This is a genomic window from Enterococcus plantarum, from assembly GCF_001730295.1.
GTDB classification, from domain to species: domain Bacteria; phylum Bacillota; class Bacilli; order Lactobacillales; family Enterococcaceae; genus Enterococcus_L; species Enterococcus_L plantarum.
The window spans coordinates 71,235-92,149 of record NZ_MIKA01000048.1 but is presented as its reverse complement, the minus strand read 5'-3'; the positions used below and the strand labels follow the sequence as shown (position 1 = coordinate 92,149).

27 protein-coding genes, 1 tRNA gene and 2 pseudogenes are annotated in these 20,915 nt (G+C 35.6%); 6 read left to right on the top strand and 24 right to left on the bottom strand.

What is annotated here, in order from left to right:
* Positions 1–3: 3 nt before the first annotated feature.
* From BCR22_RS13180 to BCR22_RS15505, 4 genes and pseudogenes are all read right to left on the bottom strand, one after another.
* On the bottom strand, positions 4–702 hold the full coding sequence (locus tag BCR22_RS13180; protein ID WP_069655339.1) for a Rha family transcriptional regulator: 699 nt from the start codon (positions 700–702) through the stop codon (positions 4–6).
* Positions 703–704: 2 nt separating this feature from the next.
* Positions 705–947: pseudogene (locus tag BCR22_RS13175) on the bottom strand (helix-turn-helix transcriptional regulator).
* Positions 948–959: 12 nt separating this feature from the next.
* A complete protein-coding gene (locus tag BCR22_RS13170; protein WP_069655338.1) occupies positions 960–1,139 on the bottom strand; it encodes a hypothetical protein in 180 nt (59 codons plus the stop codon).
* Entirely contained in the window at positions 1,120–1,269 is a 150-nt protein-coding gene (locus tag BCR22_RS15505) for a hypothetical protein (RefSeq protein WP_167351538.1), read from the bottom strand. The genes BCR22_RS13170 and BCR22_RS15505 overlap by 20 nt, the downstream gene beginning before the upstream one ends.
* 98 nt (positions 1,270–1,367) lie before the next feature.
* On the opposite strand from BCR22_RS15505, the gene BCR22_RS15305 reads away from it, so the two are divergent.
* On the top strand, positions 1,368–1,580 hold the full coding sequence (locus BCR22_RS15305; RefSeq protein WP_141706582.1) for a hypothetical protein: 213 nt from the start codon (positions 1,368–1,370) through the stop codon (positions 1,578–1,580).
* 96 nt (positions 1,581–1,676) lie between these two features.
* On the opposite strand, the gene BCR22_RS15500 is transcribed toward BCR22_RS15305, so the two are convergent.
* The 3 genes from BCR22_RS15500 to BCR22_RS13160 are packed head-to-tail and all read right to left on the bottom strand — an operon-like array spanning position 1,677 to position 2,433.
* A complete protein-coding gene (locus tag BCR22_RS15500) occupies positions 1,677–1,832 on the bottom strand; it encodes a hypothetical protein (protein WP_167351537.1) in 156 nt (51 codons plus the stop codon).
* Positions 1,829–2,164, bottom strand: a complete 336-nt coding sequence (locus BCR22_RS13165) for a DUF771 domain-containing protein (RefSeq protein WP_069655337.1) — start codon at positions 2,162–2,164, stop codon at positions 1,829–1,831. The genes BCR22_RS15500 and BCR22_RS13165 overlap by 4 nt, the downstream gene beginning before the upstream one ends.
* Positions 2,165–2,178: 14 nt before the next feature.
* On the bottom strand, positions 2,179–2,433 hold the full coding sequence (locus BCR22_RS13160; protein WP_069655336.1) for a DUF739 family protein: 255 nt from the start codon (positions 2,431–2,433) through the stop codon (positions 2,179–2,181).
* Positions 2,434–2,591: 158 nt separating this feature from the next.
* On the opposite strand from BCR22_RS13160, the gene BCR22_RS13155 reads away from it, so the two are divergent.
* From BCR22_RS13155 to BCR22_RS13140, 4 genes are all read left to right on the top strand, one after another.
* Positions 2,592–3,008, top strand: a complete 417-nt coding sequence (locus BCR22_RS13155) for a helix-turn-helix domain-containing protein (RefSeq protein WP_069655335.1) — start codon at positions 2,592–2,594, stop codon at positions 3,006–3,008.
* Positions 3,009–3,795: 787 nt separating this feature from the next.
* On the top strand, positions 3,796–4,710 hold the full coding sequence (locus BCR22_RS13150) for a helix-turn-helix domain-containing protein (protein WP_069655334.1): 915 nt from the start codon (positions 3,796–3,798) through the stop codon (positions 4,708–4,710).
* 79 nt (positions 4,711–4,789) lie between these two features.
* A complete protein-coding gene (locus BCR22_RS13145) occupies positions 4,790–5,383 on the top strand; it encodes an SHOCT domain-containing protein (RefSeq protein ID WP_069655333.1) in 594 nt (197 codons plus the stop codon).
* A gap of 51 nt (positions 5,384–5,434) precedes the next feature.
* On the top strand, positions 5,435–6,559 hold the full coding sequence (locus tag BCR22_RS13140; protein WP_069655332.1) for a tyrosine-type recombinase/integrase: 1,125 nt from the start codon (positions 5,435–5,437) through the stop codon (positions 6,557–6,559).
* 71 nt (positions 6,560–6,630) lie between these two features.
* Here the strand turns inward: BCR22_RS13140 and BCR22_RS13135 are convergent.
* Together BCR22_RS13135 and BCR22_RS15875 are read right to left on the bottom strand one after the other, a co-directional pair.
* A tRNA-Arg gene (locus BCR22_RS13135) sits at positions 6,631–6,704 on the bottom strand.
* Between the two features lie 172 nt (positions 6,705–6,876).
* On the bottom strand, positions 6,877–6,999 hold the full coding sequence (locus BCR22_RS15875) for a hypothetical protein (RefSeq protein ID WP_276205066.1): 123 nt from the start codon (positions 6,997–6,999) through the stop codon (positions 6,877–6,879).
* Between the two features lie 177 nt (positions 7,000–7,176).
* Between BCR22_RS15875 and BCR22_RS15870 the strand changes: the two genes are divergently transcribed.
* Complete coding sequence (locus BCR22_RS15870) at positions 7,177–7,308, top strand: hypothetical protein (RefSeq protein WP_258379364.1); 132 nt, start codon at positions 7,177–7,179, stop codon at positions 7,306–7,308.
* Positions 7,309–7,359: 51 nt separating this feature from the next.
* Here BCR22_RS15870 and BCR22_RS15790 read toward each other — a convergent pair whose 3' ends face one another.
* The 15 genes and pseudogenes from BCR22_RS15790 to BCR22_RS13060 form a co-directional block, all read right to left on the bottom strand.
* Positions 7,360–7,566: a sterol carrier protein domain-containing protein gene (locus BCR22_RS15790; RefSeq protein WP_069655331.1), complete on the bottom strand. Its 207-nt coding sequence runs from the start codon at positions 7,564–7,566 to the stop codon at positions 7,360–7,362.
* Positions 7,567–7,719: 153 nt separating this feature from the next.
* On the bottom strand, positions 7,720–7,914 hold the full coding sequence (locus BCR22_RS15785; RefSeq protein ID WP_069655330.1) for a GNAT family N-acetyltransferase: 195 nt from the start codon (positions 7,912–7,914) through the stop codon (positions 7,720–7,722).
* A gap of 165 nt (positions 7,915–8,079) precedes the next feature.
* On the bottom strand, positions 8,080–9,483 hold the full coding sequence (locus BCR22_RS13120; RefSeq protein ID WP_069655329.1) for a PTS sugar transporter subunit IIC: 1,404 nt from the start codon (positions 9,481–9,483) through the stop codon (positions 8,080–8,082).
* Between the two features lie 267 nt (positions 9,484–9,750).
* Positions 9,751–10,164, bottom strand: a complete 414-nt coding sequence (locus BCR22_RS13115; RefSeq protein WP_069655328.1) for a DUF3284 domain-containing protein — start codon at positions 10,162–10,164, stop codon at positions 9,751–9,753.
* Positions 10,164–10,361, bottom strand: a complete 198-nt coding sequence (locus tag BCR22_RS13110; RefSeq protein ID WP_069655327.1) for a DUF3188 domain-containing protein — start codon at positions 10,359–10,361, stop codon at positions 10,164–10,166. Before BCR22_RS13110 ends, BCR22_RS13115 begins: the two co-directional genes overlap by 1 nt.
* Positions 10,362–10,381: 20 nt before the next feature.
* Entirely contained in the window at positions 10,382–10,600 is a 219-nt protein-coding gene (locus tag BCR22_RS13105) for a hypothetical protein (RefSeq protein WP_069655326.1), read from the bottom strand.
* Positions 10,601–10,673: 73 nt separating this feature from the next.
* Positions 10,674–12,107 (bottom strand): PTS sugar transporter subunit IIC, encoded by a 1,434-nt coding sequence (locus BCR22_RS13100; protein WP_373681208.1) that lies wholly within the window; start codon positions 12,105–12,107, stop codon positions 10,674–10,676.
* A 153-nt stretch (positions 12,108–12,260) separates the two neighbouring features.
* Positions 12,261–12,582, bottom strand: a pseudogene (locus BCR22_RS13095) (PTS lactose/cellobiose transporter subunit IIA).
* Between the two features lie 30 nt (positions 12,583–12,612).
* Positions 12,613–12,933: a PTS sugar transporter subunit IIB gene (locus tag BCR22_RS13090; protein WP_069655324.1), complete on the bottom strand. Its 321-nt coding sequence runs from the start codon at positions 12,931–12,933 to the stop codon at positions 12,613–12,615.
* A gap of 223 nt (positions 12,934–13,156) precedes the next feature.
* Positions 13,157–14,554, bottom strand: a complete 1,398-nt coding sequence (locus BCR22_RS13085; RefSeq protein WP_069655323.1) for a glycoside hydrolase family 1 protein — start codon at positions 14,552–14,554, stop codon at positions 13,157–13,159.
* 122 nt (positions 14,555–14,676) lie between these two features.
* On the bottom strand, positions 14,677–15,969 hold the full coding sequence (locus BCR22_RS13080; RefSeq protein ID WP_069655322.1) for a PTS sugar transporter subunit IIC: 1,293 nt from the start codon (positions 15,967–15,969) through the stop codon (positions 14,677–14,679).
* 86 nt (positions 15,970–16,055) lie between these two features.
* The gene (locus BCR22_RS13075) at positions 16,056–16,373 is read right to left on the bottom strand and encodes a PTS lactose/cellobiose transporter subunit IIA (protein ID WP_069655321.1); all 318 of its coding nucleotides are present in this window, start codon (positions 16,371–16,373) and stop codon (positions 16,056–16,058) included.
* Positions 16,374–16,407: 34 nt separating this feature from the next.
* Positions 16,408–16,728, bottom strand: coding sequence for a PTS sugar transporter subunit IIB (locus tag BCR22_RS13070; protein WP_069655320.1), 321 nt, complete (start codon positions 16,726–16,728; stop codon positions 16,408–16,410).
* Positions 16,729–16,877: 149 nt separating this feature from the next.
* On the bottom strand, positions 16,878–19,592 hold the full coding sequence (locus BCR22_RS13065) for a sigma-54-dependent transcriptional regulator (protein WP_069655319.1): 2,715 nt from the start codon (positions 19,590–19,592) through the stop codon (positions 16,878–16,880).
* A 38-nt stretch (positions 19,593–19,630) separates the two neighbouring features.
* The gene (locus BCR22_RS13060) at positions 19,631–20,914 is read right to left on the bottom strand and encodes a DEAD/DEAH box helicase (RefSeq protein ID WP_069655318.1); all 1,284 of its coding nucleotides are present in this window, start codon (positions 20,912–20,914) and stop codon (positions 19,631–19,633) included.
* Position 20,915 lies beyond the last annotated feature (1 nt).

Here is a 20,915-nt window from a genome sequence, read left to right as displayed (position 1 = left end):
CAATCACGCTGAATCACGTAAATCATTAATGATCGTGATAGTTGCGGTAGATGGTTGCCAATTATTGATATACTCGTTTACTTTGTCAAAATCTTTTTGGCGTAACTGGCTACGTGTAGATACTCCTGTAATCTGTTTTACTCCTGTGTTGATATCCTTATAGAGCATCGCTAATTGATCTTTGCTATTTGCGTTATACCCTCTAGCAATTTCTTTTACTCTTTGATTTACTCTGCGTCCGATATATCCGTAATCACTGGCATCAATCTTGGTGTTTTCTTCAATTTCTGTTACTCGATTGGCTACTTCATCAACCCGTTGGTTTGTTTCTTCGTTAGCTGATAAAGCAAGTAAAGCTAACTCACGTTTTGACTTTGGAATTTCAGCATGTTGTTTAATCTGAGTTTCCATATCGTTGAAACGCTCAATGTATGCTATAGCGAAATGTGTGCCTTTTACTCCTGTCATTCTCGAGCTATATAACTCACAACCTTTTTTAGTTGTTTGGAAACAAGGACGATACTCGCCTTTAGAATCTTTATAACTAGACTCAATAAAATAATTTGAAATGTTAACGGGTTGTGATTTTGCGCTTGTCATTTGGTCAATCAAATTTCGTACATCTCGTAGTACTTCTTTGTGGTTTCGACCAACCATTTTTGCTACTTCACGACTATCTAATGTTTGTTCCAATGCTTCCATACTTATTCTCCTTTCTTAAATGTAAAAATTTGTTCAATCGGCACACCGAAAACATCTGCGATATCATGAGCCAGTAATAATGATGGGTTGTATCTATTTCTTTCTAGCTGAATGATCGTTTGTCTAGATTTACCTACCTTGTCTGCCAATTACTGTTGGGTCATACGTTCCATTGCTCTGTATACGTGAATTGAGCTTTCAAATTTCGACTCTTTCTTAGCTGTTTCTTTAACATCTTCTGCCATTGTTATTCCCTCCTAATTTACATTTTTTCTCGGGCGCTTATTTACCCAAATAATCTCTGGTAACTCAAAAACTTTATTGATGACATACACCACGATCATGAGTAGCCCTGCCCAAATGGATAACCATGAGACAACGGCTAGTAAGATTGCAAACGGCGTGTCTAGTAGTGCGTTAACTAATTTGTGTTTCATTTTCTATCTCCTTTCTGGTTTCTGCTTCGACCTTAAGCAAGACATCAGTGTAACGGTTTCCGCCTTTTTCAAGTTCAACGTCTAAAAATTCTAGGAATAGTTTCTTTTCGCTAGCTGTTAATCCATTCATTTCGGTTGCTCCTTTCTGTATTGTTAGAAATCGTTCACCTTGGTATACTTTATCTATCAGCAAGTGGTCTGCTGAAATAAATTAAGGTGGTGAAATATATGAATAATTTTGATGATTTTGTGAAAACGTTAACGTCAGAAAAAATGTCTGAAATTTCCGATCGGGCAGTTAACTATGGAAATGATAAAGGGTCTATCTCGATTTCTAATGATTCAACGGACTTAGTAAAAACCATCAATGCTATATCGATTTTAAATAGTCTTAGTATGGTCGAAGCTTATCATGAATGGCTTCAACAACAGAATCAGTAACCACTTTAGAATCAATCTCCAATCTGACTTTTTGTTCCTTGCTACTCACAATAGCTTGGAGCATTTTTTGTATCTCTTCCTGAGCTCCTTTGATTGTTATTTCCATTCTTCTTCTCCTCCTGTTTTCTGTATTCTGTCTACTACCCAAGATGTATATATCACCGCTAAAAACGCATAGCCTTGCGTAGTCTCGCCTGCGGTAAAACAGATGATCGATACTGCTAGTAGGATTAGGTTGGCTGTGGTGATCATTTCATAATCTCCTTAAAATTCGTTTCCAAAAAATCAATCATCTCTGACCTCAAAAATGAATACGCATCACCACCACCTCTTGGATAGTGGACAAATCCACCATCATTTAACACATCCAACTTTTTACGATATTGAGGTTTTTCTAGAACCTGCTCACAAAACCATTTACTTGATCGGTTGATCCTAGAGACTACCTCTTTTAAAGACATCCATCTGCCTCGATCGTCTGCTTTCTGTAACTCTTCGTAATCAGTCCGAAGGATCATTACATATTCTTGAGGTACTTCGATTACGGTTTCGACCTTAATTTTTTGGGTAACCGAATTATTCATTGGCTATCTCCTTTCTATGCTGTTTGTTGTTTACTATTCAAATGTTCAAATTTTTGAACTTTTGTATTAAAAAAAAACTTGGGAATATCCTTTTCGGCAATCTTTAATAATCTAACTGCTTTCATTATTTCAGTATCTTTCCAGCTCGTCTTGTTATTTAGTTTTAAAGATAAACTTCTTTCTGATAAACCTATAGCAATAGCAAAGTTATATTGAGTTCCGTACTTCTCTACGATCTTACCTGACAGTCTAGAATAATCGAATGTCATTGCTTGCGCCTCCTTTCTTAGTTCAAATATTTGAACTTTATAACTAGATAATAGCAAAGTGAATAAACGCTGTCAACAGAAATGGTTAAAAAATTTGAACTTTTATATTGAATTTAGGTTCATCGTGCTTTATACTAATATTATCAAGGAGCGTGACTATGAAAACAAACACAGCAGCAAGATTAAAACAAATTATGTCGGAACGCAATTTAAAGCAAGTGGATATTTTAAATATGTCTAAACCTTATCAAGAAAAACTAGGTATTAAACTATCTAAAAGCCATTTGTCTCAATATGTAAATGGAAAGTCATCACCTGACCAGTACAAGTTGTATCTACTTGCTGAAACTTTAGGGGTAAACGAAGCATGGCTAATGGGGTATGACACTTCAAAAGATCGAGAAGAAAAGATCAAAGCCTTTCAAGAAGAGATATCGAATATCGATAATGTGGTATTAGCAAATCTTTTGCTAGATGATGAAAACGAATATACTTCCGTTATAAACAAAATAACTAAACTATCTCCTGAACAATTAAAAGCAGTAGAATATCTACTAGATTCTTTTGTAAAATAAACAAGCAGATTAGGGGTTAATCTGCTTGTTTTTAATTATTTCCAAAACTACATACAATTTTTTTAGAAATTTCAAGTTAGTAATCTCATCCAAGTCAAAAATAATTTTTTGTTTAATTGAATTGAGTTCAATTTGTTTAATACGTTTTCTGTTTTCCATACTTTTCACCTCGTCATTTTGTTTAGAGTACCCTACTATCCTTATGTACAAAAAGAGCTAATGCATTTGTAGTATGCATTAGCTCTTTACTCGTAGCAATCAACAACACTATACAACAAATAGACTATAAATCACCACTAATTGAAAAAAATGATGATATTAGGACAATAGTTTGTTATACTTAATATGTTGTAGCGATAGCTACAAGATGAGAGTAGCACACTAAAGTTCGTACCTTTAGTGTCTGGTCCTAACAATCGACATGGGTTGGTAGCCCGTGGATGTTAGGATCAGCTCTTTTTTTATTACGCGCTTTTTATTTAATAACAATTATGACTGTTTTTTATTTTAAACTCCTGATGTAATAACGTAGACTGAAATAAATCCACTAACCGCAGCTATCAAAGTAATCATTGTATCCACCCCTTTACATTTATTAAGAAACGTACGCTTGCAAACTAATATGTCTCTGTAGGTAAAGTTTAGCAAACAACATCCGTTAAATAAAGAACAATTTGACGAATTGTGAATTTAACATCAAAAACAACAGTTTTTTATTAATTTTGTCTTATTTTAGTTTTTTTATGTTTTTCTCATGCTAAAATCACATTAAGAGAGGGTGAAGCTTATGAATATTGGGGATACTTTACGTTTTTTTAGAACTAAGTTAAAAATATCTCAAAAGGACATGACTCCAGAATATATGGATGCATCAGCTTATTCTAGAATAGAAGGTAATGTTAGGAGCATAAAACTAGATGAACTTCAAAATATTTTTGAAAAAACTGGCATACACTCAAGTGAGTTTTTTCGTTTTTATGATTTAGATTACAGACAAACAAAATTTAAAGAGCTATATATTTATTGCGCTACCCATTTAGAAAATAAGAGTAAGAAGAATAAATTAATAGATTATTATTATAAACTAAAATCAAATAATCATAAAAACTCAACAGAACTTTCAAATTATATAGCGATAAAGAATTTTTTCGGTCCTCATTGGGATGAAGTTGAAGAAATAACTCAACAAGAAGTAGATCATATCTTCAGCATTCTAATAAATAAAAAATTCTATTTACATCACGACTATGTACTAATTTCGAATATAGTCAGATTATTTTCCGCAAAGCAAACTGACTTAATCGTTCCTAGAATTATCCCGATCCCGTTTGATAAAAATAGAAATATTGAGACAAAAAAGTTTGCGCATAATACTTTGATTAATATAATATCGCTCAAACTTTATGCGATGGATCACTCAGGCGCAGAAAAATATATAAAATTAGCTAAAAAACAAAATAAGCTAGAGACGGACTACAATTTCAAACTCAACTTGCAGTATTTGAATAACTTACTTCAATACTTAATGACAGGTGAAATGGTCTATATAGAGAGAGTTCATGATTTTATCCATATCCTGGAAGATATAGGTGATGATTTACACGCTGAACAAGTGAAAAAAGAAGTGAAAATACTTACCCATGATAAGGACAGCAAAAAAATGCTTGATAGCTATGAAGTTGGTTTGTTTAAACAAGATTAGTTCTTCCGTAGTTTTCCTAAACTAATTCATGGTATAATCAATTTGAAAAAAAATATAGCATTCGAAAGAGGTAATTAACATGTCTTTTTGGGGGAAAAATAAAAAAGCGTTAAACTCAGATTTGAAATTATTCGATCCTTATAAAAAAATTGGTAAATATATTTGGATTGACAATAAAAATAAATTATTAATGATTTCTACAAAAAATATGATGAAACCTAAATACCTTTTGAGATTTGATAACATTATTGGATACGCCGTTTATCAAGATGACAAAGAAGTGACAAAAAAATCAGGATTAGGCAGAGCAGCGGTTGGCGGCTTATTGTTTGGTGGTACAGGAGCAGTTGTCGGCGCGCTCACAGGTTCTGAAACAACTAAAAGCTACGTAAAAAATCTATGGCTTGTTTTAGAATTAGACGGTAAGAATACAGAGAGCAAGAAAGCCATGATTCCTTTCATCGTTATGTCGAAAACAGATATAAGTTCTCAATTATTTAAAGCTTACGCTAGAGATTTAGAAAGCTGTATGTCAGCGTTAGACGGCATCTTATCATTAAATGCTTCTTCAGGTAACTTTGATACTCTCAGAAAGATGAAGCAACTATTAGATGATGGCATAATCACTCCAGCTGAATTTGAAATAAAGAAAAAAGAGTTATTAAACTTATAAGATTAACCTTAGGGGTTACCTTTTTACGCTGCAATGAAAGGAGTTCAGTTTATGGCAAGACTCGTTAAACGAGGTAATTCATGGCAGTATGAAATCTCATATAGAAAAGAAGACGGTAAATTTACTAAGCTTAGAAAATCCGGCTTTAAAACAAAAAGTGAAGCGAAAGCTGCAGCTGTTGAGTTGGAATACGAAATTCAAAAAGGTCTTTCTGCTGAAAAGAAAAACATGTTTCTGGCTGATTATTTTGAAGACTGGATGATACTTTACAAAAAAGACAGTATCTCCCCAGTGACTTACAAAAAATATGAAGACACACTAAAGAGCTTGCAGAAACTGGCTCCATTTTTAAAACTCTCTGAAATGGACAGAGACAGCTACCAGAAGCTTTTAAATAAGTATGCAAAGAATCATGCCAAAGAAACTGTAATCAAGTTTAACAATCATGTGAGGGCCTGCTTAAAGGATTCTATCGATGATGGTGTTATCAATAGAGATCCTACAAGAAAAGCTGTAATTAAAGGTAATAAGCCGTCTAAACCTAAAGAAGACAAGTACCTTGACTATTCCGAGCTAAAACTTTTACTTAAAGAAACTGAAAAACACTTAAATCCTGAATACGCTTCTCCGTTTTTAGTTATCACTGCAGCTAAAACGGGTTTGAGATTTTCCGAGTTGTTAGGTTTAACTTGGGATGATATCGATTTTGATAAGCGACTCGTTGACGTCAACAAGACATGGAATTATAAGATCAAAGAATTCGGTCCAACAAAAAACGAGTCATCTATCCGCAAAGTAGTGCTAGATGACAGAACAACAGAAATGCTGGCTGAATTAAAGATTAATCAGTCTGAGATATTTAAGAAATTTGGTATCATAAATCCCGATAACTTAGTCTTTTATAATTTAAAAAACGGAATCGTCTCAAATAATGCAGCTAACAAATTTTTAAAGAAGATGCTTAATCGTTTGAACATTGATACAAACTTAACTTTACATGGATTAAGGCATACATATGCATCAGTTTTATTGTACAAACAAATAAACATCCTCACAGTATCCAAATTGTTAGGACATAGGGATACAACTACAACTCAAGAAACATACGCTCATATAGTAAAAGAATTGGAAGACCAAGACCTAGAAAAAATTAGCGATATTATGAAATACTTATAAGCGATTTGGCACAAAGTTGGCACAAATAAATTGAAACACCTATCAAATCAACGTTTGACAGGTGTTTTTTACGTTCCCGACTGGAATCGAACCAGCGACCTATCGCTTAGGAGGCGATCGCTCTATCCTACTGAGCTACGAGAACATTCCTTATTTATTTTAGAAGTCTTTTCATTCAGTGTCAATAAAAATAAAAAAAGAGACAGGCATATCACTCTGCGAGTCATATGCCTGCCTTAAAAATTCGAATAAACAATGTGAGCAAAAGCTACTCCTTTAGAAGTAAACACTTCTGCCTCATTCTTTGTTTTTCTTTTTTATTTTTTGATTGCCTTTTTACCTTTCAGCATTTTGACTAAATAAAGTCCACCTACCACAACAGCTAATGTTTTACCGATTTTACCATTTCTTGCTACTTTTTCTTCTTTTGTTTTGCTCATGTTTCTCACGACCTTTCAGTTTTAACTTTTGTCTGTTTCCCTATACTTGTATTATAAGGAGTTAAAGATCGTTTTGCGAATCATCTGCTTGAAATCAAAACGCTCGTAAAGTCAGTGTATGGATGTTATGCTTACCTTAAATCTTTAAGGGTAAATGAACGTATGGAGGTAATATGTATGACAGACGATTCAAAAGAAAAAGTTATTGCAGAGCGTCAAGATGATTATCAACAGAAAAAAGAGGACATTATCAAAGAAGCTTTAGAAGAACATGAGGAAAAAAACGATAATGACAAACAAAACGTATAACCACTGATAGGCTAAGTGAGTATTAAACCAATGAACTCACTTAGCCTATTTTTAAAAGTAATCTACTAAAATTGGTTTGCCTTTCGCTAAGCGTCGATCTAACAACTGAATCCACTTCTCTTTTCCACCGATTTTTCCATAGAAATTCAACTCACTAGCTGTTCGATACTCCATGAAAAGTTGCGTTGTGGTTTGAATCGTACTTACAATAAGTTCTTCTTCACTCACTGTAAGTGAACTGGAATCAATTTTCTTCACAATTCCCTGTCCTTTTTCATCTATTGCTAATTCCCAGATTCCTTCAGTCCATGAAGCTTACTCGTCCGCAACTTTAAGATAATAAACTTCTCAATTTCCTGCTTAGAAGGGATACTTAAGTAAAAACCCCCTCTAAATCAATAATTCTACCCATCATATACATGGAGTATAAATAATTTGACTCTTTAATGTATCTTCTAAAAAGCACCCACAATTCGATGAGTGTGCAACAATTTTCTTAAAATGCTCTTTGCGTTTATCTGTTGTCTCAGCATTAAAAGCATAGACAGCTAAATCAAACATTTCATCCAATCTTTCTTCGCCCATAAGACATACTTCTTTTTCCATGGTGCTCCACCTCATCTACAACAAATTATTTATTGTTCATTTTACGCTAATATAAAATGATGTGCAGAAAAATAGCTAACCTTTCTACACAAAAAAAGGCCAAAACATGACCTTAAAGATCATATCCCAGCCTTTCTATTTAATTCACAAAAGATTAATTCCACTCTATTCTTCTGGCTCACCAAGATTTGGATCCATTTTATTCGCAGCAATAACAAACGGAGCCCAAATTACAAATGCAACAGCCAAATTAACGATTGTTAAAACAATTGCTCGCCAATCACCTGCTGTGGCTAAGAAACCGCTGATGATCGTCGGCATTACCCAAATGACATTTACAACAACAGGATTGACTAATCCAGCCATTGTAGCAAAATAAGCGATCGTAGCTGTTACTAATGGCGCCACAATAAATGGAATCAACATAATAGGATTCAATACAACTGGCATCCCAAACATGACTGGTTCATTGATATTGAATAAACCTGGTCCTATGCCCAATTTTCCGACTGTTTTATAATCTGCACGTTTAGATAAGAGTAGGATTGAAATAATCAAGACTAATGTCACACCAGCCCCGCCAGGCCAAACAAATGCTTCAAAGGAACCAGCAACCCATTTATAAGGGATTTCTTGTCCTTGTTGATATGCATTTGTATTATCAACCATTGCTACTCCATAAATTGACTGTAAAACTGGTGACATAATATTCGTTCCGTGAAGTCCAAAGAACCATAAGACATGCACTAATAACACAATCAACAGCACAGCACCATAGCCCTGAGATAATCCAAGCAATGGCGTTTGAATCGATTCAGAAATCCAATCGATCAATAATTTCCCAGTTAATTTTTCAAATACATGATAAATCAATCCTGAAACATATAAAGCTGTTACACCGGGAATAATAGCAGCAAATGCTTTTGAAACTGCTGGTGGTACTGAATCAGGCATTTTAATTACAATATTTTTCTTAATTAATTTAGCAAATATAATAACAGAAATAAACCCAAAAATCATTGCTGTAAACAAACCTGTTCCACCCATGTACTTACTAAACGGGAAAAACCCCCAAGCACCTGCGTCAACAGCAGAAACACCATCAACTGTGTTGACAGTCGCACCGGCATCCGTAAAAAGTTGAGCGATATTCTTTGGTAACTTTTCAGCCAATGTCACTGTTGCTGTTGCACTTTGCGGTAATCCAATGAAAAAAGCCGCTAATGACACCAACATACCAGATAAAGCATCGACATCATATGCTCTTGCAACATTGTATCCTAGCGATGCTGCAAAAACAACGGCCATGATCGCTAAGGTACCTGTCCAAACCAACCCATTGATTGCAATAACAGGTTCAAAGAAACTGGTGATTCCATTACCTTCGCCTAAATATGTGTTAGGAAAGTCACGCATAAACGCATTTAACAAAACCGCAATAGCACCTGCCATCGTAACTGGCATCATGCCGATAAACGCATCTCTAAGTGCAACTAAATGTTTTTGTGCTCCGATCTTCGCAGCTACAGGCAAGATGTACCTTTCCATCCAAGCTGTTAATCCATTCATTTTTTATCCTCCTAATAATTTATTTATTTAAAAAGTTTTTACTTTCTAAAACAGATTTATATATCTAAATACAATAAATAGCCTCTCTAAACATAGCATCAATATAATCTTACATTCTTATAATAAGCAAAAACTATGCCAAATTGATCTAGACCAAAACCAAGCGGTATGAAGCGCTTTCTTTACACAGATGAATACACAGTGGTTGCACTGTGCGTTTTGTGTGTAAAAATGCATAAAAAAAAGAGTGCCTCTATGACACTCTCCTCAAAATGACTCTTCCATCATTTTTAACATTTTAGTAAATTGACGCTTTTTGAAAAACATAAGAATAGTCCCAAGTACTGCATCATTCATTTTCTGTAAAAATCCATATGATTCCATCTTCTCATTATAACGAATCTCACAAGACTTTTCATCCAACGGCTTGATATCATACTGCACTAAAAAGTCGTTTTTTGTTGTAGAGGTGCGAAAATGGTAAGATGTATTCTCAACAAGTTTTTCCACTTTGATACGAGCCCGGCTATTTTTGGAAAATTCCTTCACATATTCAAAGTTGTTTAATTGTTTTCTTGTTAAACTTTTGCCTGTATGCTTCCGTATATCAAACAAAACAGAATCCATGACTTGGTCATAAAAAACAGATGCAGGAATATTCATTTTTTTTATAATTTCCATTATCTTTTCACCTCGTTACTATTTTTCTTATTTTGTTCTTCTTTCTTCCTGCCTTTGAAGAAAAAATATCCTCCAACGACTACTAAGAATATACCTGTAGTCATACTTAACAAATCATACGTCATTGATGCAGGATTAAGCGCATATAAGATTATAATTAAACCGATACTGCATACGAATAAACCATTTCTTACCATTTTACATCCATCCAATCTTTTTAAACTGCAACTGCTTGGAAGAACAAGACACCGCCCCAAGGTTGTGCTTTAATTAGTTCTTTTGCTTTCTTAGCTGCTTCTTCTTTATCTCCTGTTACGTCGAATGCTAGTTTGATGCCTTTTTTTTCTTTGAAAGTGTATGTAAAGTCGCCACCATCATAGCTTTCTAATAAGTTCTTGATTTCTTCTTGTTGCATTGCACTCGCAATTGTGATCATTTTAACCTCTCCTTAATCATAAAGCAGTTGCTCTCACTTGGTTAAAAGTGAAAGCAACAAACTATTTAGTTTTTTATTCAAAATCAGTTGGTTCCATTCTGTTAGCCGCAATAACGAACGGTGTCCAGATTAGGAATGTTACAACCATACATACAATTGTTACAATTGGTGCTCTCCAGTCAGCTCCTGTTGCTAAGAATGAAAGCAAGATTGGAGGTACTACCCATGTTACTTGTTGTGACACTGGTGCTACTAAACCAAAGTACGTTGCTAACCAGCCGATTGTTGTTGCAACAACTGGAGCGACTAAGAATGGCACAAACATGATAGCATTTAATACAATTGGTAAACCAAACATGATTGGTTCGTTAATATTGAAGATACCAGGTCCTAATGATAATTTACCAACCGTTAGGTAATCTGCACGTTTAGAGAATAACAAGATAGCGATGATCAAGACCAGCGTACCACCTGAACCACCAAACCATGCGAATGCATCAAATGAGCCACGAACCCACATGTAAGCTTTCCCTTCATCAATGGCTTTCAAGACAGCTGGGGTACCAGTCAAGCCTTTGTAGCCTTTTTGGAAAATATCAATATTGATTAATTGTGCTTGTCCCCAGATCCCTTCTAAAACTGGTGCCAATACGTTTGGACCATGGATACCAAAGAACCAGAAAATTTGAACAAAAATCGTTACGATCAATACAGCACCTAGCCCTTGAGATAAGCCCAAGAATGGTTCTGCAATATACTTTTGAACAAGATCGATGATCAATTGTCCATTCGTTACTTTCCCTACAACATAGTTAATAATTGCAATAACATATAACGCAATCGTCGCTGGTAAAATAGCTGCGAACGCTTTTGAAACTGCTGGCGGAACTGAATCAGGCATTTTGATTGTGATATTCGCCAACATTAATTTACAAAAAATGATAACTGAAATCGCGCCCATGATCATTACAGTAAAGTATGCGTTACCATTTAAGTGATCTAGTTTTAACCAACCCCAACCGCCTGCTGTTAAACCTTCAGCTGTTGCTGACCAACCAGAATCTGCAGAGCCAGCATTGATTGTGTTCATCAATTCTTTAGGTACTGCTGTTTCTAATGTATTAGAATAAGCAAATGCAATTCCTTGGATCAATGTCGCTAACCCAACGATACCCCCAGCTAAATCATTTACTTTGTATGCTCTTGCTAGATTGTACCCCCAAGAAAAGGCAAAAATCAAACCGGCAATCGCCAAAGTTCCATTCCAAACAAATCCGTTGATTCCAATAATAACATTAATAACTGCAAAGATTCCCTTGTCTGCTGCAAGGTTTGTTGCATAGTCTGAGAAAAATTGTTGTGGCAAGTCACGAATTATCGCGTTGATCATTACTGCAATCGAACCTGCCATTGTTGCTGGCATTGTCCCAATAAAAGCATCACGTAATGCAACTAAGTGCTTTTGCGCACCAATTTTGCCGGCCACAGGTAGAATATATTTCTCCATCCAGGCTGTTAATCCATCCATTTTTTAATTCCTCCTATAAATAATATTTATTTAAAGAGCGGTTAAACTCCTTAAAACAATGTCATCGTTAAAGTCCCGTTCAAAAAACTTTAACATCCATCTTCTTCCGTTCAAAAAAGAAAATATCTTCTCTTACTCATTATCCATACGACGATACAAATCGACGATCTCTTTTGCTAAATCTGTAAAAGCAATCGACGTCATCAAGTGGTCTTGACTATGATCTGTCAATAATGTGACTTGACTGTGATTTCCTTGAGCTTCTTGCGTTAACATTCCCGTTTGAGAATGATGTGCTTGAACTAAAGATTCTTCTGCATCGGCAATTTTTTGATCCGCTAATTCGAAGTTTCCTGTTTCAGCATATGCAACCGTTTCCATTGCATCGTTTTTTTGCATTTCCTCCGTACATGATCAACCCTATTATTGCTTCTAAATGTTGTTGCTCCTCCACGTTTGTAGCTCCGTTCATTCATATTATTTTTTACTCACCTATTAAAGCGATTGCTTGATCTAACACTTTTTCGCCGTTCATCATACCATAATCTGACATATTGATCACATCAAATGGAATACCTTTAGGTGCTAACTTTTGTTCGAACTGTGATTTCATGAAACGTACTTGTGGACCTAAAAGTAATACGCTTACATCTTTAGCTTCTAAATTATTATCTGCATCTGATGCGGATACTGCAAAAATATCTGCTTCCATTCCGCGCTCTTCTGCTGCTTTTTGCATTTTTGTTACCAATAAACTTGTACTCATTCCTGCTGAACAAACTAACATAATTGTTTTTTTAGCCATTTTTTACACTCCTTCAAAATTTGTTGTACTTACACTTTTATATAAAGCAAGAAGTGTGCCAAAGAAACATATAGACCAAACCTCACAACGACAGGGTTTTGGTCTATACAGATTGTGTACACACTATTTACTTAACTACTGCACGCTAATATTTGTGTGCGCTTTCTTTGTTGATATATTAATATTTAAAATGATTTATCGTTTCATTAGAGATCCTATATTTTTAGTTAAAACCATTATTTTTTGTGAGCTCTTTAAACCAATAGCCACTTTTCTTAATCGTTCTTTTAGCCTCTTGATCTAAATCTACTGCAATGAATCCGTACCGGTTTTTATAGGCATTTAACCACGACCAATTGTCCATACATGTCCACATATGATATCCCTGAACTTGACTTCCTTCTTGAATTGCTTGATAGACCCATTTTAGATGATCTTTTACAAATTCGATCCGATAATCATCTTCGATCATTCCCTCTGCATTTATAAAACGTTCTTCACCTTCTACCCCCATACCGTTTTCAGAAATGTAGCAACGAATATTGTGATAGTTTTCTTTCAAATTCATTAAGGTATCATAAATCCCTTTTTCGTAAATTTCCCAACCGCGATAAGGGTTCATTTTTTTCCCTGGCATATCATACACATCATAAAAATCTTCTGGTAAAATACCATTGCTTGATATTTCAATTGGTGATTCTTTGGCTTTTACTCTACGTGGTTGGTAGTAATTCACGCCTAAAAGATCAATCGTATTTTCAGCAATCGTCGCTAAATCCTCTAGTGTTGTTTCAGGCATCAAGTCCTGTTCTTTGAGCCATGCTACTATATCTTCTGGAAAATGACCTTTTACAGCTGGATCTAAAAACGAACGATTGAACAATCCATCTACCAAACGGGCAGCTTTAACATCTGCCTCATTTCCAGGATCTCTAGGATAACTTGGTGTCAAATTAAGAACGATTCCGATTTCACCTGTTAAAGCCAGACTATGGTAGACTTCTATCGCTTTTGCACTTGCTAAAGCTTCGTGATAGGCAACTTGAACACCATGCTTTAAGTTTACTTCTTCTGGATAATGCCAGCCATATAAGTATCCACCTTCGACAGGCACGATTGGTTCATTGTGCGTAAACCATTTTTTCACACGGTCGCCAAATAATTCAAAACAAGTCTTAGCATAAACAACATAGTAATCCACTACTTTTCGATTCAACCAGCCGCCTTTTTCTTGTAACACCATCGGCATGTCAAAATGGTATAAATTCATGAACGGTTCGATACCTTGATCCAGCAAACAATTGATTACATCATTATAAAATTCAACAGCTTTTGGATTTACTTCGCCTGTCTCTGGATCAGGAATCAATCTGCTCCACTGAATCGACGTCCGAAAAGAGTTATGCCCAGTTGCTTTCATTAGTTGGACATCTTCATGATAGTTCTTATAAAACTGAGAAGTCTTATCTGGACCTACTTCATTGAAAAACTTTTCAGGTTTCTCTTCATACCAAAAATCCCATATATTTTGTGCTTTTCCATCCCCTTTAAAAACACCTTCTGTTTGAGGGCCACTAGCTGCTGAACCCCACCAAAAACCTTTTGGGAACTGATAATTCATGCTCGTCATCTCCTATATTAAATTTATTTAAAAAGAGATAAAATCCCTCAAAATGCAAGATAAAACAATGACTTTGTTTTGTCTCGCTGCTCTTGAAGAGATTTTATCTGTTGGTTATATCATTAAGCTTGTGTTTGCTCTTCTTGAGCTAAGGTTGCTGCTTCCTGTTTTACAAATTGATCCGTTGCGACTTTGACAAACGGAATATAAATCAATATAGAAATCACTAAGTTCACGGCAGCTAATACACCACCCGCAATACTCTTAGTTGCTAAGAATCCACCAATGATCGGCGGAGTTACCCATGGTGGCATAAATGTCGCAGCTGGTACAAGTCCTGTTGAAGTTGCAATATACGCCGTTGTTACAAGAACCATTGGCGTAATGATAAATGGAATAAACATGATTGGATTCAATACGATCGGAAGTCCAAACATTACTGGCTCATTAATATTAAAAATACCTGGTGCTAAACTTAAGTTTGTGATTACTTTAAATGGTTTATTTTTACGTCCTACTAAGAAGATTGCAATCAGCAATCCTAATGTAGCACCTGTTCCACCTAGGTTTACAAATGAATCAAAGAAAGGTTTATTTACGATATAAGGAATTTTTTCCCCTGCTTCTAACGCTTTGATATTGGCATCGATCGCTGGTACATTGATTGTTTGCATCAATGGATCAACCATATTGGCGCCATGTAACCCAAAGAACCATAAGAAAGGTGTAATAAACGCTAATAGTAATGCTGATGGATAGCTGTTTGCTAATCCCATAAATGGTTTTTGAACTGCTTCATAGAATGACACTACGATATTTTCAACACCAAAGCCTAATAAAATTGATGTGATCAAACTAAAAAAGCTGATTGTGATCATTGCAGGTAATAAAGCCGCAAATGATTTGGCTACCGCTGGCGGAACACCATCGGGCATTTTGATTACTAATTTATCATTTCCAACTAATCTTTGGAAAATTTCTCCTGAAATAAGTGCAATAACTAGAGCAATGAATAATCCTGTAGCATCTGTTCCACTTAATCCACCAACTGCAAAGAACGAAGCAACTGAAACTGTCCCTGCCGCAATTCCGTCTTTACCGTAAGATTTTACTAAGTTATATGCTACTAAAAAGGCAACTAAAATTGAAAAAATAGCAAATGTTCCATTCCAAATATTGCCACCGAAACTTTTCCAAATCGGTGCATCGTTGACAATCATTGGGAATAATTTATCCATTAATTCTGGAAATCCAGGTATTGGTAAATTGTTGATAAGTACCGCTAATGCTCCTAAAATCATTAATGGCATCGTAACGACAAATGCATCACGAATTGCTACTAAGTGGCGTTGAGCCGCAATTACTGAAGCTTTCGGCATAAAATGTTTTTCCATCCATTGTACAAATCCGTCCATTTCTTGTAAATCCCCCTAAATAATATTTATCTAAAAAGCCTGTACACTCTTCAAATCTATTGTAACTACTGTTCCGTTTTCTATTACTAGTTATCCATACGACGATACAACTCGATGATCTCTTTTGCTAAATCTGTAAACGCAATTGCAGTCATCAAATGATCTTGACTATGAACTGTCAGTAATGTGACTTGGATATGATTTCCTTGTGCTTCTTGTGTTAACATTCCTGTCTGAGAATGATGTGCTTGAACTAAAGATTCCTCTGCATCTACAATTTTTTGATCTGCTAATTCGAAGTCTCCTGCTTTCGCTGCAGCAATCGCTTCCATTGCATCGCTTTTAGCATTTCCTCCATACATAATCAATCCCATTACTGCTTCTAAATTTTGTTGCTCTTCCATATTCAAAAACTCCATTCATTTTTTATTTTGTTGATTATTCACCCATTAAAGCAATTGCTTGATCTAACACTTTTTCGCCGTTCATCATGCCATAATCTGACATATTGATTACGTCAAAAGGAATTCCTTTAGGTGCTAATTTTTGTTCAAATTGAGCTTTCATGAAACGAACTTGTGGACCTAAAAGTAATACGTTTACATCTTTGGCTTCTAAGTTATTATCTGCATCTGATGCGGATACTGCAAAAATGTCTGCTTCCATTCCACGATCTTCTGCTGCTTTTTGCATTTTTGTTACTAATAAACTTGTACTCATCCCTGCTGAACATACTAACATAATTGTTTTTTTAGCCATTATTAGTCACTCCTTCTAAAATTGTTATATTTACACTTTTATATAAAGCAAGAAGCGTGCCAAAAAAAATATAGACCAAACCTAGTCATAATAGGTTTTTGGTCTATACAATTTGTGTACACACTATTTATTTTCAATCTACACACTAATCAATGTTGCTTATTTTCTGTGATCATTTCAATTCTATTTTCTAAAAACAGTTGTGTCAGATGTGCGATATCCGACTCGGTAAATGCTACACGATAGGCTTTTTCAATAGTCATTAAATTAGTCCTAGTGACATCAGTTTCTAGTCGGTTCCTTTTCATGAAGTCTGCTAGATTCTCGAATTCTTTTGATTTTTCACCTTTCAAGATAGCATCTACTAAAAATGCTAAGTGGATCACAATACCAGCATCCACACCAGGTTCTACTATAATATGCATATCCGTTTGAATTTGATGAACCGTTTTTTGCAACATAACAATCAATTTCTGTAATGAATCGACTGCAGTAATTGTTCCACCTAATGATTTCACGATCTTCTCTGTTGGAACGTCATCACCAGCAATTCGTTTAAGAACATTTAATTTCTCGTCATCGAAAATGTCGTAGGCTGAAAAGAAAGGAATATTTTGATATTCTACATCGACTGTTCCTGCGATTGCTTTGATTTCATACTCTTCCATTAAACTGTCGATATGTTTTTTAAAGGCTTCTCGTTCTAAAAACTGCATCTGTATAATTTCTACTTTATTTTCATCGATCACTGGTAAAATCCGTTGATATAGTTTTGCTGCAACGCCTTCACCAGTGAAACAAGTCACAACTACAGCTTTTTTTACGTCCTCACGATTTTGTGGACTGGTACGAAACTGCTCTCTGATGATACTTTCAAATGACATTTGGATGTTTTGATAAATATCTTCTAAACTGCGTCCCACACTCGCCATACGAATCGCTTCTAAAACAATCATTGTACTCGTCATTGTGATTGCTTTTGTCCGAATACCGGTTTCTTCAAAAATCAGATTTCCAAATGAATTCAATGAGCCCATATCTGTTAAAAGAAGCATCCCATTTACTAATTTATCACGATAATTTAAGACAAAGCTTTTTAGTTGTTCGTACATTGTTTGAACTTCCATCGTAAGCGGCATGTTCATCGCAACACCGGTTTCTGTTCCTAGTAATTCCTGAGCCGTTTTCAACATACTGGAAGCTGTTGAATCCCCATGCATCAAAACTACCACACCAACGTTATTGGCATGAACTTTTTCTTTACTTCCAACATTGATCGACAAAAACATACTGATAAAGCCAATTTCATCAAAAGGAATTTCGATATTGTTTTCTTCTTCTATGATAGCAGATAGATCCATCGCTACCTGAAATTCTTTCTTCATTTTCTTGCGAACATTGTTTAAATTAGGATGAACGATTACGTGTCCTTCTCTCACTCGATCGATCGTACTTTGTAAATGTAAAGCAAAAGCAAAACGGGCTTTTTCGTTATAGGTACGTTCTAATCTCTTTTCAGCGATATCATATAACTGATCCGTCAATCTCCAAATCGGTTCTGGTAATAATTCCTTATGCACAGGATTTTGTGTCAATTCATCTACATATGTTTGAAAATAAGCATCCATGTCGCGTGATATCAGCTGTTCTAAATCCACATTTTCTAATTCATTCGCTGACAGTGTTGCTACTTTCTCTTCAATTTCATTATAGACTTGCATATCACGAGCCGGATCTTGAGGCCAAACCACTTCATTTGTTCCTGGCTCAAAACTCAAATAATTGCTTTTACTATCGACAAAACGGTCTAAGCGATCAGAAACTTCTTTGATTTTTAATAGTCCTTTTTGAACTTGCAGCGGTAAATCTCGTTTTTGAATCACCAAACTGGATTCATCATGCGTTCGATAATGAAGAAACGACTTGGCACAGACGAGTTTTAAATCCCGTTTCACTTGACCGATATTCCCTTCAGCGTCATAGAGCATAAAGGCTAGGATTGCTTCTCTTTTAATGTCGATTCGTTGGTTCAAACGATTCGCTTCTTGTTTAATAAATAATGAAATAATATCATACCGTTCATCAAGTGAGCGCGCGTCTAGAGACGGTAATGTGATTGCCATTGGAATTCTGCGATTAAACGTTGTTAAAAAGCTTTCAGACGATTCAGTTGTTGCACCAATAATTTGAACCGAGGCTTCATAGGTTTTACCACTTTCACCAAGCGGACGGTAAATACCTTTGTCAATAAAGGTGAACAGCATTTCCTGACCTTCTGGCGGTAAGCGATGAATTTCATCAAGGAAAAGTATTCCTCCATCGGCTTTCGACATCAACCCAGGACTATCTTCATTTGCACCGGTATATGCTCCTTTTTTGACCCCAAAAATATGACCAAAAAGTAATTGTGGATTCTGAGCGTAATCCGCACAGTTAAATGAAACAAAAGGCGCATCAGCTGCCAAGGTTTTTGAATCAACTGCAAAACGATACATACATTCGGCAAATAGGGATTTACCCGTTCCTGTTTCACCAAAAATAATTGTGTGTAAGCCACGTGGAGGATATAAAATCGCGGCTTTTGCTTGTTGGATGCTGACCTTTAAAGAATCTTGCGCTCCTACTAAGTTATCGAATGTTACCTCACTGGAACTATCCACGTGCACTTTGGCTTCTTCCGTAACAACTGAATAGATGACGGGGCGACCATCACTTTTAATGATTTTGTTCTCTTTGAACAATTCACTTAAATAGCGGCTAGCATTGCTACGATCAATTGCTAGCTCACTAGCGACATCTGCTGCTGTCATGCCTTGTTTTTTTAATTCTAAGACTGCTAAAATCTCGTCTTTTCTAGATTTCATGGATAGCCTCCTTAAATCATGACGTCTTCACTTATCCTTTATTGTTCAGGTTTAGACGATTTTCGTCTAGCCCCTTTGTTTTTGGTATTTTTGGGACGGTTTTTAGGTTTTGGTATTTTTTTCGTTGGAAGTGATTTTGACGTTTGTTCTTTTTTTACGGTCACATTCGCAGAACTCGTTTTTTCTTCTGTTGAACTTTTTTCTTTTCTAGTCAGGTGGATTGCGCCGTCGTAAAGAAAGATTTCTTGGAAAGGGCGTTCTATTTTTTTCATCAATCGTTGATAATCTCTCTTAGTTGCATCATTGACAAAGGTAATAACAGCACCATCTGCACCCATTCTTCCTACGCGCCCTGCTCGGTGTATATAGCTCTCCTCGGATAGTGGAACTTCAGCGTTCACAACAAATGGAATCGCATTAAAGTCTAACCCTCTAGCCGCAAGATCTGTTGTTAAAAGCATGATTGCCCGCTCTTTAGCGAATTGATCGATTGCCAATTTACGCAAGGTTTTATTTTGATCAGAAGCAAGACCTGCTACTGTTAGTCCTTCATAAATCAATTTTTCTTCTACTGAACCTAAATCAGCCACTTGATTAAAGAAAACCATTGCTCGAAAATTAGGTGTATAAGCTAAACTTCTTAAATATTCGCTTTTCTTTCTTGGAGACAATGCCATAAAATAATGTTTCACTGTGCCACCAGATTGATCTTCATCTGTTACATCAATAATCATTAACTGATCCGTTAATTTCTGAGCTTCTTCTATGACTCGATCGGCAGTGGCTGAATAAAAGACTAATTGAAATTCTGTCGGTGCACTTGCTAGAATTTGCTTTGTTAAATTTAGTTCTTTTTCGTGAAATAGCTGATCCACTTCATCCATTACAACAGTCTTTAGCAAATGACTTTTGATTTTTTTCGTTTTGATCAACTCTAGCACACGTCCTGGTGTCCCAACTAAAATCTCAGGCTTCTTTTTTAATTTTTCAATTTGGCGGCCGACATTGGCTCCACCAATCAAGCTTTGTGTCTTTAATTGAAGCAAGCTTGCCCAATCACGAACAACTTGACTGATTTGAACCGCTAACTCTTGTGATGGTGCCAAAATCAATAACTGATTGCCTTGTTCTTTTTCTACATTTAAAAGCAATGGTAAAACATACGCTAAGGTTTTACCCGACCCTGTTGGGGAAATGCCCAAGACATTCTCTTTTTCCTTCAAAGGCTGAAAACTTTTTTGTTGAATCATTGATGGCTCGCTAAAACCAGAAGCTCGCCAATGTTCTTGCCAAGCTTCTGGTAAATTTTTGTTAAATGTCATA